We start from the raw sequence: 12,746 nt of genomic DNA on the forward strand, positions 1-12,746 counted from the left end.
GGCTCGCTGCGCTCGCTCATCGCAGTTCCTCCTCGTCGGCACGGATCACCCAGTTGGCGAACGTCTCGCCCTCGGTGCGGCCGGCCAGGTAGTGCCGGACCAGCCGCTCGACGTACTCGGGAAGTTCCTCGGCGGTCGTCTTCAGGCCGCGCAGCTTGCGGCCGAAGCCGGCGGTCTGCCCCGCGGCCATGCCCAGCCCGCCGCCGAGGTGCACCTGGAAACCCTCCACCTGGCGGCCGTCCGGGCCGGTCACCAACTGGCCCTTGAGGCCGATGTCGGCCACCTGGGTACGTGCGCAGGCGTTCGGGCAGCCGTTGAGGTGGATGGAGATGTCGGCGTCCTTGAGGTCCTCTCCGGCGAGTCGTTCCTCGAGCCGGGCCACCAGCTCCTCACCGCGCGCCTTGGTTTCGACGATGGCGAGCTTGCAGTACTCAAGGCCGGTGCAGGCCATGGTGCCGCGCCGCCAGACCGACGGGTGGACCTCCAGGCCGATTCCACGCAGCGCCGTGACCAGCGACTCCGTACGCTCCGGTGGAACGTCGAGCACCAGCAGCTTCTGGTACGGGGTGAGCCGCACCCGGTCGCTGCCGTGCGCCTCGACCACGTCCGCGAGCTGAGCCAGTTGGCTGCCGGACACCCGCCCGACCACGGGCGCGGCACCGACGTAGTGAAGGCCGTCCCGTTGGGCGTGCACGCCGAGGTGGTCGATCGGCTTCTCCGGCAGATCCGGGGCGGGACCGTCGAGCAGCGTCCGGCCGAGGTACTCCTTTTCCAGCACCTCGCGGAACTTCACCACGCCCCAGTCGGCGACCAGGAACTTCAGCCGGGCTCGGTGGCGCAGCCGACGGTAGCCGTAGTCGCGGAAGATGCCGACCACGCCGGCCCAGACGTCCGCGACCTCGGCCAGGGGCACCCAGACGCCGAGCCGCTGGGCCAGCATCGGGTTGGTGGACAGGCCACCGCCGACCCACAGGTCGAAGCCGGGCCCGTGCTCGGGGTGGTCGACGCCGAGGAAGGCGATGTCGTTCGCCTCGTACGGGGTGTCCACCAGCCACGAGATCGACGTCTTGAACTTGCGGGGCAGGTTGGAGAACTGCTTGTCGCCGATGTACCGCTGGACGATTTCGTCGATCGCTGCGGAGGCGTCGATCCGCTCCGCCTCGGCCACCCCGGCCACCGGGCTGCCCAGCACGACCCGGGGGCAGTCGCCGCACGCCTCGGTGGTCTGCAACCCGACGGCCTCCAGCCGCCGCCAGATCTCCGGCATGTCTTCGATGCGGATCCAGTGGTACTGGATGTTCTGCCGGTTGGTGATATCGGCGGTGTCCCGGGCGAACTCCCGGGAGATCTCGGCGACCGTACGCAGCTGCGCCAGGTCGAGCTGACCGCCGTCGATGCGTACCCGCAGCATGAAGAACTCGTCTTCCAGCTCGTGCGGCTCCAGCACGGCGGTACGCCCACCGTCGATGCCCGCCTTGCGCTGGGTGTAGAGGCCCCACCAGCGGAACCGGCCCCGCAGATCCTGGGGATCGATGGAGGCGAAGCCGTGGCGCGCGTAGATGTTCTCGATCCGCTCGCGTACGTTGAGCGGGTTGTCGTCCTTTTTGGTCCGCTCGTTGGGGTTGAGCGGCTCGCGGTGCCCGAGCGCCCACTGGCCCTCGCCTCGGGCCCGGCGCGGTGTCCGAGCGGCTCGCGCCGGGGAACTTTCGGGGTGGGCCGGAATCTCGCTGACCACCATCGCGGCGTCCTCCGTTGTCTGCGGTGCCTCGGTCGGGTAGCACGGCACGCCGGCTCCCGATGGGGGCCGTGAACAACGGTGTCATGGGCGGCCGGCGCGCTGCGTGCCCGAGGCAGGATTGGTCGGGCGTCGTCAGTGAGCCGGACAAATGGCGCTGAACACGCGGCCGTAGTCCACGTGGCGACGGGCCACAAGGCGAAGGACTAGGGCGGCAGCCATGCACGAATGCTCCCACATCCCGGCCGGCCCGGCCAATGAGCGCGTGGGCGATCCCACATCACGGGCGACGGCTGACGCACCCGCGAGCCCGCCCTGTGGCAGGCTCGCGGCATGGGTGATTTGCCCGGTAGGTCGGTCCCAGCTGCCGGAACGGGCGTCCGAGTTGGCGGATTGCGCCTGCGCTCCCCGGTGTGGCTGGTGCCGGCCGGCGTCACCCTGGTCGTGGCGCTGGCCGGGTTGGACGCCGCCCAACTGTGGCGGGACGAGCTGGCCACCTGGAGCGCCGCCAGCCGGCCGGTGAGCGGACTGCTCCGGCTGGCCGGCACCATCGACGCCGCCACCGTGCCGTACTACCTGCTCATGCACGCCTGGGTGGCGGTCGCCGGCGACTCGGTGGCCGCGCTGCGCCTGCCGTCGGCGCTGGCGATGGCGGCGGCGGCCGGGCTGACCGCCGGGCTCGGGCAACGGCTCTGCGACAGCCGCGTCGGCACCCTCGCCGGCCTGCTGTTCGCAGTGCTACCCGGCACCGCCCGGTACGCCCAGGAAGCCCGACCGTACGCCCTGGCCACCGCTCTGGCCGTGCTGAGCACCCTGCTGCTGGTCGACGCGCTGCGCCGTCCCGGCTGGGGCCGCTGGGCCGCGTACGCCGCCGCCACCACCGCCCTGGGACTGACCCACCTGATCGCCCTCACCGTGCTCGCCGCCCACGCCGTAGCGGTGCTCGGCACCGTCTCCGGCCCAGACCGGCCACAGTCGGATCAGGGACCACCAGACCGAGGACGGTCGGACCGGTGGCGGGCGGCCTGGCCATGGCTCGCCGCCCTGGTGCCGGTGGCGCTCGCCGTGGCGCCGCTGGCGCTGCTGGCCTCCGGTCAGCGGGCCCGGCAACTGGACTGGGTGGACGGCAGCCGCCCCGCGGACCTGGCGGCGCTGCCGGGTGGGGTGGCACAGAGCGGCGTGGTCGGCGGAGTGCTGATCGGGCTCGCCGCGTTCGGCCTGGTCCGGGCCGGTCGGCGGATGGTGCTGCCGGCGAGTTGCGTCGTACTCCCGGTGTCGCTGCTCTTCCTCGCCGGGCTGGTCGTACCGCTGTGGGTTCCTCGCTACCTGATCTTCGTGGTGCCCTTCGCCTGCCTGCTGGCCGGCGGGGCACTGGCGTCCGCGCGATTGCCGGGCGCACTGGTCGTGGTGGCCCTGGCCGGACTGCTCGGCCTCCCCGACCAGGCCGCGCTGCGCCGCAGCCACGAGTGGCCCCGGACCGTGACGGTGGACTACCGGGGCGCGGCCCGGATCGTCGCGGCGGGTCAGCGCGCCGGCGACGCGGTCGTCTACTCGCCCCGGGACAACTGGCTCTTCCTCGACCTCGGTCTCCGGTACCACCTGGGCGAGCAGATGCCCCGGGACGTCCTGCTGGTTGCGGACCAGGATCGCCGGGGCGATCTGTGGGCCACCGAATGCGATCGACCGGCCGAGTGTCTCGCCGGCACCGACCGGGTCTGGCTGGTGCTGGCCGGGCACCACCGCGACCCCCTAGCCGCCGTCCCCGCCCTCAAGGGCGACGCCCTACGCGCGAACTACCACGTGACCCAGATCTGGCTCCGCCCCAACCTCACCATCACCCTCCTGATTCGCTGACCCCCTGACCCCCCACCCTGCAAGGGCAGGCCGCGCTCCGGCGCGACGCGGACGATCCGCCGTGGGGTCAGGGGGTGGGACGGGTGAGAGGAACGGTCAGCAGGGCCTCGGTGCCACCGGTGGCCCCGGGACGCAGCTCGATGCTGCCGCGCAGTTCGCCGGTGACCAGGGCACGGACGATCTGGAGGCCGAGCTTGCGTCCACCGTCGGCGTCGAAGTCGGGCGGCAGCCCGCGCCCGTTGTCGGCGACCGTGACGTGCAGCGTCCTTCGGGACCGGTGCGCGGAGACCACCACCTCGGGCACCACCGCCGACTCCGCCACCGGCGCCGGGAGATCCTCATCGGCCGGCGGGAAACCGTGTTCGACGGCGTTGAGCAGCAATTCGTTGAGGACCATCACCAGCGAGGTGGCGATCTCGGCGGGCAGTACGCCGAAGCTGCCCTTGCGCCGCATTCCGACGCTCACCTCGGTCGCCGCCACCTCGGTCGCCGCGCTGGCCACCCGGTCGACGATGCCGTCGAACTCGACCGCCTCGTCGCTGGACATGGAGAGCGTCTCGTGCACCAGGGCAATGGACGCCACCCGGCGTACGGACTCCTCCAACGCCACCCGCGCCTCGGGTATGCCGACCCGACGGGCCTGCAGGCGCAGGAGCGCGGCCACGGTCTGGAGGTTGTTCTTCACCCGGTGGTGGATCTCCCGGATGGTGGCGTCCTTGGTGATCAGGGCTCGGTCCCGACGGCGTACCTCGGTGATGTCGCGGACCAGCACCAGCACGCCGATCGGCACTCCGGCGGGCATCAGCGGCAGGGCCCGGGTGAGCATGGTCGCGCCGCGCGCGTCGATCTCCCGTCGCGGCGGCGCCTCGCCGCGCAGCGCAGCGAGGATGCCGTTCGCGGCGTCGGTGCCCTCCAGCGGATCGCCGGCGAGCCGGCGGTGCAGCACCGCGAGATCTTCGCCGACCAGGTGGGCGGCGTAGCCCAGCCGCCGGTACGCCGACTGGGCGTTCGGGCTGGCATAAGTGACCTTGCCGCTCGCGTCCAGTCGCATCAGGCCGTCACCGACCCGCGGCGCCGAGGTGGTCTCGCCGGGGTGCCGAGGCGGCGGGAAGGTGCCGTCGGCGATCATCTGAGCCAGGTCGTCGGCCGTGGTCAGGTAGTTCAGCTCCAGCTGGCTGGGGGTGCGGGCGGTGGACAGGTTGGTGTCCCGGCCCACCACGGCGATCACCTCGCCGGACTCGCCGTCGGCGGCCCGCAGCAGCACCGGGATCGCCTCGTGGCGGGCGGGCACGTCGCCGTACCACACCGGGTCGCCCTCCCGCCAGATCCGCCCCTGCCGGTACGCGACCTCCAGGTGCGCCACTTCCGGGCCGCCGACGATCCGTCCGACCTGGTCGTCCTGATACGCGGTGGGCGCGGTGGTGGGGCGGACCTGGGCGACGCAGAGGAAGCTCCCCTCGCCGTTCACCGGCGCCCAGAGCAGCAGGTCGGCGAAGGAGAGGTCGGACAGCAGTTGCCAGTCACCGGCGAGGCGGTGCAGGTGGTCGATGTCGGCCGGGCGCAGACGGGTGTGCTCCTCGGCAAGGTCACGCAGCGTGGACACGCCGACCAGGGTGCCACGCGGCCGGTCACATCGTCGCGGTGACCTTCTTCAACCCTCGTGGCGCGTCCGGATCCTCGCCCCGGGCCAGGGCCAGGGCGAGGGCGAGCCGCTGCAGCGGCAGGATGTCCAGCAGCGGGGCGTACCGCTCGTCGACCGGTGGCACGGCGAGGCGGATGGCTGCCTCCACCTCGGCGGAGCCGATCACCACCACGTCGGCGCGGCGCTCGCCGAGCCGGGGCAGCACGTCGCCCATCGACCGCCCGCCCGGCCCCGCCCCGACCACCGCCAGCACCGGCACGTCCGGATCGGTCATGGCCAGCGGACCGTGCAGCAGGTCGGCGCCGGAGAAGGCCAGCGCCGGCAGGTACGACGTTTCCATCAGCTTCAGCGCCGCCTCCCGGGCGGTCGGGTACGCGTACCCCCGGCCGGTGGTGACCAGCTGGGCGGCGAACCGGTAGCGCGGAGCGAGCTGGGCCGGCGTGGTGTCGGCCAGCGTACGGGCGGCCAGCTCGGGCAGCAGCGCCAGGGCACGACGCTCCTCGGCCGGCAGCGCGCCGTCCCCGGCCCGGATCCCTTCCACCAGCAGCAGCAGGGCGAGCAGCTCGGCGGTGTACGTCTTGGTGGCCGCCACCGCCCGCTCGTGCCCGGCGGCGATGTCGATGGAAAGCTCGGCGGCCTGCGCCAGCGGCGAGTCCGGTGCGTTGGTCACCGCGAGGGTGAGCGCGCCGGCGTCCCGGGCGACCCGGAGCACCTCGGCCAGGTCAGGCGAGCCACCGCTCTGGCTGACGGCGACGACCAGGGCGTCGGAGAAGTCCGGGCGGGCACCGAAGAGGGTGATCGCGCTCGGTGAGGCGAGGCCGGCCGGCAGGCCGAGACGGATCTCGGTGAGATACGTCCCGTACAGCGCGGCGTGGTCGGAGGTGCCCCGCGCGGTGAACACCACGTGCCGTGGCCGACGCTCGGCGACGGCCGCGGCGACCCGGGCGATCGGATCGGCGTGGTCAGCGGAGAGCAGTCGTTCGTAACCCGCCGGCTGCTCGTCGATGTCGGCGGCCATGCCGCCCCCTGGGCGCGTCACGGAAGCTCCTCCCCTGCGCGATCTCCGCGCATTTACTGCTCAATCTTGCATCGTTGATCCGAATTGAGCAATCTAACGATCAGCATCGCGCAGACGATCACCAAAACTCGATGCCGTCACCTACGCTGACCCGACCTCACCGCCCAACCCGTACCGACAGCGAGAGGATGACGTGGCCGAGGGAACGGACGGCCGGGCGTTGCCGGCGACGGAGGAACTGGCTTTGGCCCGGCGGGCCCTGGACGCCGGCGAACTGGCGCACGCCGCCAACCATGTCGCGAGTGCGCTGGTCCGGGCCCCGACCCTGCCCGAGGTGCACGAAACCCTCGCCCGACTCGCCGCGGCCGGCGGAAACGGCGGGCTGGACCTCTTTCCGCTGCAACATCACACCTTCGTGGGTGCGGTGGTCGCCCGGGCACACCTGCTTGCCGCGGCCGGCCATCCCGCCGAGGGTCTAGACCTGTTGGTCGCCGCCACCGCCCACACGCCGCGGGCGGACTGGGCGGGAGTGCCGTGGGTCACCTCTCCCGAGTTGGCCGAGCGGATCGGCCCGGATCGGGCGGCCCAGGTCATCATGCAGGTCTGCGCCGCTGCCCCGGACCCCGTGCCGGCAGCCGACCGACCGGCACTGGCCGCCTACCTGACGCTGGCCCGCAACGCGATCACCGTCCACCCCGAGCACGGCCTGCTGCTGGGCACGGCGTCCGCGCTGGCCCGACGGGTGGGCGAGGTCACGCTCGCGGTCCGCTGGGCCACCCAGGGCGTACGCGCAGCGCCGTCGAAGCTGGGCGAGGTCTGGCTCGGGTACGCGCTGCGCAGCGCCGGGCGGACCCGGGAGGCGCTGGCCGCGCTCCGCCGCGCCGTCGACCACGACCCGGACGACCTGGCGGTGTACGCCGACATCGCCGGCACGTTGGCCGACCACGGCCGACTGGAGGAGGCGCTGGGCTGGATCGAGCACGCGTTGGCCCGTAACCCGTCCTTCGACTGCACCGTGCACACCGCCCACCGGCTGCGGTTCCAGCGCGACGGAGACGTACGTCACCTGGTCGAGCTGGCCGACTTCATCCGGGACCACCCGGACGACTCACACGAGCACGGTGATCTGGCCGAGTGCTGCCGCGGTCGCCCCTGGCTCGGGCAGCTGACCCCGCCCGCACCGGCTCCCGATCCAGCACGGTCCGCCGATCCGGCACGGTCCGCCGATCCTTCCGGGACCGCCGGCCCCGTCGGGCTCGATCCGGTGGCTTCGGCGGTACGCCCGGCCGCGTCGCCGCCCTCGGCCGAGGCGGCCCGCCGGCTCCGCGAGCTCGCCCATCCGGCCTGGCCGCACCCGCCGGCGGCGTACGACACCGCGGTCGCTCTGGCCACCCTGGACCTGACCGACCTGCTCGGCCTGCTGGCCCACCCGCCGGAGACACCGCAGACCGCGCTGGGTCGGGTGCTGTCCGGTCAGGACCCTTCGCTGTGGATACGGTGCGTGCAGGTGTGGACCTGCCTCGGTCTGCTGCATCACCGCACCGACGAACCCTGGGCGGACTCGACCCGGCGCCGCGTGCTGGTGGAGCTGGCCGAGGGCGTCGAGGAACTCGCCGAGGCGGCTCTGTTCGCACTGGTGACCGCTGCCTGGGTGGATCCGTCCGTACGAGCCGACGTGGCCCGACTGGTCGCCGGCCGGCTGTCGGCGGCGACCGGGGCAGCCCGGGAGCGACCGACGCCAGCCGCCCTGTCGCTGGCCCACCTGGCCCTGGCCACCCCCGGCCTGGACAAGGACACCGCCGCGCTGGCCCGGGCGCTGGCCGGAGTGCGGACCGTCCGACCCCGCGAGCGGCTACGTACCCTGCTACGTCGCCTCGTGCGCGCGCTGCGACCGCGCCTGCCCGGCCCACCGCCACCGCCCTGAGGTAGGAGTCCTTCCGCTACCGGAATGCGGGCAACCTGACTGCCGGCCACCCTGACCCCCGGGGGCGGATGTCCCGGGCCAGATGATGTCGCTGCCGGCCGCTGTCGAGCTGACCCGTCTGCGCTATCACCACCCCGGCGCCAAACCCCGCACCACGAATCCGGACGCCGCTCAGCACACCGCGTTGGCGCAGGCGTTCGGGTGCGCCCCGCCGCACCAAACTCTCCACGGAGCAGGGCTACGAGGCCACCTCCCTACGCGAGGTGGCCGAGCGGCTCGGGGTCGGTGGCGAGAAGCCCTCGGTGATGCGCTTCTCCGAGCAGAACCAGACGGCGCTGAAGAGCTTCTCCGCCGGTCGAGCGCACCCCGGGCATCACCGACGCCGACTCCGGTACGCGGACGAACCCGCGCCGCCGGTAGAGCCGGTGGGCCGCCTCGGCGTAGCCGTCGCGTACGCAGATCGCCAGGGCGGTGCAACCCAGCTCGGTCGCCCGCGCGACGCACGCCTCGACCAACGCCGCGCCCGCACCGCGGCCCTGCGCCGCCGGGTCCACCGCCAGCATCCGGAACTCCGCCTCGCCGGTTCAACCGATCACCGCGATCAGATCACCGTCCTGCACCACGTCGCCCTCGTTCACCGCGAGCTGCTGCACGACGCCGTCGGACTCGGCCACCACCGGGATCTCCATCTTCATCGACTCCAGGATCACCAGGGTGTCCCCCTCGGACACGGTGTCCCCGGCCGACGCGACGACCCTCCAGACGTTCGCCACCATCTCTGCGCGGATCTCCTCGGCCATCTCCGGGCCCCTTCTCTCGCGACTGTCTGCGCCGTATCAAATCATGTGCGGTGTCCACTAACGTTCACCGAGAATGCCGGTGGGTGTTGTCTAGCATCAACGGGTCGGACCGGCGACCCAGGGACGACCGGTGCGTGCCCCGGGCCCGACGTCCGGGCAGGCGATCATCACGAGGAGGTCAGCATGGCGAAGAAGGCCCGTAAGAAGAAGGCCCGCAGGAAGAGCGCCGCCAACCACGGCAAGCGCCCCAACTCCTGAGCATGTGAACCGGTCCGCGCCGCGGACCGGACAGCAGGACGCCGGTGGCCCGTCGGCCACCGGCGTCGTCGTTGTCGGCGTGCGCTCAGTCGGCCAGTTCGCGCGACTCGACGCCTTCGAACACGACCAGCTCGCTGAGGCGTACCCGCAGCCGCTCGCGCAGCTCGTCCGGTGCGGACTCGTTGCCGCAGCAGCGGGCCACCAGCGCTTTGACCTCCTGCTCGATGCCGTACTCCCGCAGACACGGGCCGCACTCGTCGAGGTGCTGGCGGATCAGCGTCCGGCGCTCCTGCTCACACTCCAGGTCGAGGTAGAGGTAGACCTCGGCGAGAACCTCACGGCAATCCGTCTCGTGCGGGTCTCCACAGCTCACGTCACACCTCCCGGCCACTGGCGGCGGTCGAACTCCGGGCCGACGACGCGGCGGTGAAGCCACGCTCCGCGGCGTAACCCTCAAGCAGCTTGCGCAGATTACGACGCCCGCGGTGCAACCGCGACATCACGGTGCCGATCGGCGTACCCATGATCTCGGCGACCTCCTTGTAGGAGAAGCCCTCGACATCAGTCAGGTAGACCGCCAGCCGGAACTCCTCCGGCAACTGCTGGAGCGCTTCCTTGACGTCGGTGTCGGGAAGCCGGTCGAGTGCCTCGGTCTCCGCGGACCGCAGCCCGCTGGAGGTGTGTGACTCCGCCGCGGCGAGCTGCCAGTCGGTGATCTCCTCGGTGGGCGCCTGCACCGGCTGCCGCTGCCGTTTCCGGTATGAGTTGATGTAGGTGTTGGTCAGAATCCGGTAGAGCCAGGCCTTCAAGTTGGTGCCCTGCTCGAACTGGTGGAAGGCCGCGTACGCCTTGAGGTAGGTCTCCTGGACCAGGTCCTCGGCATCCGCCGGGTTACGCGTCATCCGTAGGCCAGCCGCGTACAGCTGATCGACGAAGGGCATCGCGTCCCGCTCGAACCGGGCCCTGCGCTCGTCCGTCTTCTCGGTGGTCAACCGCACATCCCCTCGGGTCGGATGCTTCCCCGCCGAGGATACGCGTCCCGACCCACCAGTAGTTTCGGTTCCGACGGGTGTGCCCGTCGCCACCTCGGTCGGCGACACCGTCGCCGGCCAGTCCGGGCCGGCGAGCAGCTGCCTGAGCTGCCACGCCTCCCGCTCGTCGCGTTCCCGGCTCCGGATCTCGGTCGGCACCGGTCACCCCCCTCGCACAGTGATGGTCCGAGAGGTTCAACACCCACTGCGGGTCGCGGCATTCCGGCCCCGTTCCTGGTCCCGCCCACGGCCGTGCGCCGGGGCTGGGACCAGGAAGGGCCTGGGAGCCCGGTGCAACCGCCGCCCGGAGCGGGGTACGGCGACACCAACGGATGCAACGACCCGCCCCGACCGACGGAAACGGCACCGGGGCGCCGCGCCGCGCTCCCGTCAACGTGATCAGGCCCGGGCCCAGCCGTGCTCGCGCAGCCAGTCGATCATCACGGCGGCCGTTGCGGCCGGATCGACGCGTAGGTCGTGCCGCTCGCCCGGCCGGATCACCACCCGCACCCCCGGGGCCGGTTCCGGCACGCCGAACGGATCACGGTCGCCGTTGACCACCAGCGTCGGCACGCCGGTCGCCAACTCACCGGCCCGGCTGCGCTCCGGCCGCCCCGGCGGATGCAGCGGGAAGGCGAGCGCGACAACCCCGGCGGCGTCCACGGCGGTCGCGGTCCGGCAGGCCACCCGGGCCCCGCTGGACCGGCCGCCGACCAGCAGCGGTACGCCCGGATGCCGGTCGCGCAACACGCTCAGCACGGCGGTCCACGCCTCGTCGAGATGCCCGGCGGGAGCCGGTGCCCGGCGACCGGCGACCCGATAGGGCTGGGTCACCCGGGCCACGGCCAACCCGGCGGCCACCGCCGCGTCGCCGAGCGCGCGCAGGTCGGGGGCGTCGACATCGCCACCCGCGCCGTGGCCGAGGACCAGCAGCGCCCGGGCGGCTTCGGCGGGCAGGCCGGTGTCGACCCGCGCGGGACCGCGCGGGGTGTCCAGGAGATCGTCGTGCGGCACGGGCCCATTCTGCGACCCGCGCCCGCCCACCCCGCGCCGTCCCTACGGCCCCACACCGCCCCTACGGCCCCACCGGCACCCGGTGCGGCGGGCACCACCACCCGATCCGGGCTCGGACGGTGCTGCGGTCAGCTCAACGGCACCAGGGTGAGCAGCCGGTCGCGCACCGGCGGGCCCGCCTCGGCCACGGCATCCGGATCGGGCTGCACCTCGCTGCGCCAGGCGACCAGCATCGCCCGCCGCTCGCGCGGGGTGGTGCCGCCCCACACGCCGTGGCAGTCACCGACCTCCAGCGCCCAGGCCAGGCAGGAGCCCTGCACATCGCAGCTGCGGCACAGTGCCACCGCGGCGTCGGCCGGCTCGTTCGGTGCCGGAAAGAACGTCTCCGGGTCGACGCTCTGGCACGTGCCTCTGGTGCGCCAAGCCTCGTCCTGTCGACGTTCCTGCAGGGCACGCAGCAGTCGCGGATCACGTCGCGCGGCGGCCACCTCGTGCGGACGGGGCATACGCGCCCGGGTCATCCACCCACCTCCCCCGTGGGATCAGAGATATCGATGGAGGGTGTTCACAGGACGCGAACGACACCGCCACCGGCGCTGTGTTCTATCGCATTTACCGATGCGAGGACAAGACTCTGCCGGGAAGTTGCCAAAACGGTTGTGCGACGATTCGCCCGTAACCGCGGCAAATCACTCCCGACAATGCGCACCCGGTAATCAGAACAGCGTCATGTCCTCCGGCACCGTGGGCTGCGGCGAGGGCACCCGGGCGGTGAGTTGCGGACCGTCGTTGCGGACATCGCCCACCGCCGACCCCACCGGCCGGATCTCCAACCCGGCGAGCCAGTCCAGCGGCGGGGGTGCGAGCAACCCGGTCGGGTCGCCGCCCGTGCCCAGCCAGCTCGCCCACTGCTGCGGCGGCAGGAGCAGGGGCATCCGGTCGTGCACCTCGGCCAACTCGCCGAGCGCAGCGGTGGTCAACACGCTGCAGGTCAGCAGCGGAGCATCGGAGCCGCCCCAGACCGACCAGATGCCGGCGAAGGCGAGCACCGACCCGTCTGCCGGGGTCAGGTAGTACGGCTGTTTCGCTCCGCCCGGCCGGCGGACCCACTCGTACCAGCCGTCCGCAGGGATCAGACAGCGGCGACGGGCGAAGGCGGAAGCGTACGCCCGGCTGGTCGCGACCGTCTCGGCCCGAGCGTTGATCATCCGGGCGGCCCCGGCGGGTGAGCGGGACCAGGCGGGCACCAGCCCCCAGCGGCCGCGCGAGAGCGTCCGGTGCCCCTCGGCGCTGACCCGGACCAGCGGCACCGGGTCGGTCGGCGCGACGTTGTAGTCGGCGACGAGCTTGCCGCCGGTCTCGTCGACGGCCTCGAAAAGGCTGCTCAGGTCGCCGGCGCTCCGGGTCGTGGCGTACCTCCCGCACATGTCGCACACGCTAGCGCGCCACCGGCCGTCGCGATGTCCCGTC

The 12,746-nt window shown here is 72.6% G+C and carries 12 protein-coding genes and 1 pseudogene; 3 read left to right on the forward strand and 10 right to left on the reverse strand.

Going from position 1 to position 12,746, the window contains the following annotated elements; genetic code table 11:
- Window positions 1-16: 16 nt before the first annotated feature.
- A complete protein-coding gene (locus tag Vqi01_RS05810) occupies window positions 17-1,738 on the reverse strand; it encodes a nitrite/sulfite reductase (protein ID WP_204033530.1) in 1,722 nt (573 codons plus the stop codon).
- 330 nt (window positions 1,739-2,068) lie between these two features.
- On the opposite strand from Vqi01_RS05810, the gene Vqi01_RS05815 reads away from it, so the two are divergent.
- Window positions 2,069-3,589 carry a glycosyltransferase family 39 protein gene (locus tag Vqi01_RS05815; protein ID WP_204033488.1) on the forward strand — a complete coding sequence of 507 codons (1,521 nt, stop codon included), beginning with the start codon at window positions 2,069-2,071 and terminating at the stop codon, window positions 3,587-3,589.
- 67 nt (window positions 3,590-3,656) lie between these two features.
- Here the strand turns inward: Vqi01_RS05815 and Vqi01_RS05820 are convergent, their stop codons facing one another.
- Both Vqi01_RS05820 and Vqi01_RS05825 read right to left on the reverse strand, forming a co-directional pair.
- Window positions 3,657-5,192, reverse strand: coding sequence for a sensor histidine kinase (locus Vqi01_RS05820; RefSeq protein ID WP_204033489.1), 1,536 nt, complete (start codon window positions 5,190-5,192; stop codon window positions 3,657-3,659).
- A gap of 25 nt (window positions 5,193-5,217) precedes the next feature.
- Window positions 5,218-6,249 carry an SIS domain-containing protein gene (locus Vqi01_RS05825; protein ID WP_204033531.1) on the reverse strand — a complete coding sequence of 344 codons (1,032 nt, stop codon included), beginning with the start codon at window positions 6,247-6,249 and terminating at the stop codon, window positions 5,218-5,220.
- Between the two features lie 193 nt (window positions 6,250-6,442).
- Between Vqi01_RS05825 and Vqi01_RS05830 the strand changes: the two genes are divergently transcribed.
- The gene (locus tag Vqi01_RS05830) at window positions 6,443-8,173 is read left to right on the forward strand and encodes a tetratricopeptide repeat protein (protein ID WP_204033490.1); all 1,731 of its coding nucleotides are present in this window, start codon (window positions 6,443-6,445) and stop codon (window positions 8,171-8,173) included.
- A gap of 386 nt (window positions 8,174-8,559) precedes the next feature.
- Here Vqi01_RS05830 and Vqi01_RS05835 read toward each other — a convergent pair.
- A pseudogene (locus Vqi01_RS05835) lies at window positions 8,560-8,754 on the reverse strand (GNAT family N-acetyltransferase); the annotation flags it as partial.
- A gap of 3 nt (window positions 8,755-8,757) precedes the next feature.
- Window positions 8,758-8,973: a biotin/lipoyl-binding carrier protein gene (locus Vqi01_RS05840; protein WP_204033491.1), complete on the reverse strand. Its 216-nt coding sequence runs from the start codon at window positions 8,971-8,973 to the stop codon at window positions 8,758-8,760.
- A 183-nt stretch (window positions 8,974-9,156) separates the two neighbouring features.
- Here Vqi01_RS05840 and Vqi01_RS31515 point away from each other — a divergent pair, with 183 nt between their 5' ends.
- Window positions 9,157-9,231 carry a 50S ribosomal protein bL37 gene (locus Vqi01_RS31515; RefSeq protein WP_372444317.1) on the forward strand — a complete coding sequence of 25 codons (75 nt, stop codon included), beginning with the start codon at window positions 9,157-9,159 and terminating at the stop codon, window positions 9,229-9,231.
- Between the two features lie 85 nt (window positions 9,232-9,316).
- Here Vqi01_RS31515 and rsrA read toward each other — a convergent pair whose 3' ends face one another.
- The 5 genes from rsrA to Vqi01_RS05865 all read right to left on the reverse strand — a co-directional run bounded on the left by rsrA (window position 9,317) and on the right by Vqi01_RS05865 (window position 12,703).
- Entirely contained in the window at window positions 9,317-9,604 is a 288-nt protein-coding gene (gene rsrA, locus Vqi01_RS05845; protein WP_204033492.1) for a mycothiol system anti-sigma-R factor, read from the reverse strand.
- A 1-nt stretch (window position 9,605) separates the two neighbouring features.
- Window positions 9,606-10,421, reverse strand: coding sequence for a sigma-70 family RNA polymerase sigma factor (locus Vqi01_RS05850; protein ID WP_204033493.1), 816 nt, complete (start codon window positions 10,419-10,421; stop codon window positions 9,606-9,608).
- Window positions 10,422-10,661: 240 nt separating this feature from the next.
- Window positions 10,662-11,276, reverse strand: coding sequence for an alpha/beta hydrolase family protein (locus Vqi01_RS05855; protein WP_204033494.1), 615 nt, complete (start codon window positions 11,274-11,276; stop codon window positions 10,662-10,664).
- A 128-nt stretch (window positions 11,277-11,404) separates the two neighbouring features.
- The gene (locus Vqi01_RS05860) at window positions 11,405-11,797 is read right to left on the reverse strand and encodes a WhiB family transcriptional regulator (protein WP_204033495.1); all 393 of its coding nucleotides are present in this window, start codon (window positions 11,795-11,797) and stop codon (window positions 11,405-11,407) included.
- Window positions 11,798-11,992: 195 nt separating this feature from the next.
- Window positions 11,993-12,703, reverse strand: a complete 711-nt coding sequence (locus tag Vqi01_RS05865; RefSeq protein WP_204033496.1) for an SOS response-associated peptidase — start codon at window positions 12,701-12,703, stop codon at window positions 11,993-11,995.
- Window positions 12,704-12,746: the final 43 nt, after the last annotated feature.

Origin of the sequence: Micromonospora qiuiae, from assembly GCF_016863555.1 — a bacterium.
In the GTDB taxonomy this organism is placed as follows: domain Bacteria; phylum Actinomycetota; class Actinomycetes; order Mycobacteriales; family Micromonosporaceae; genus Micromonospora; species Micromonospora qiuiae.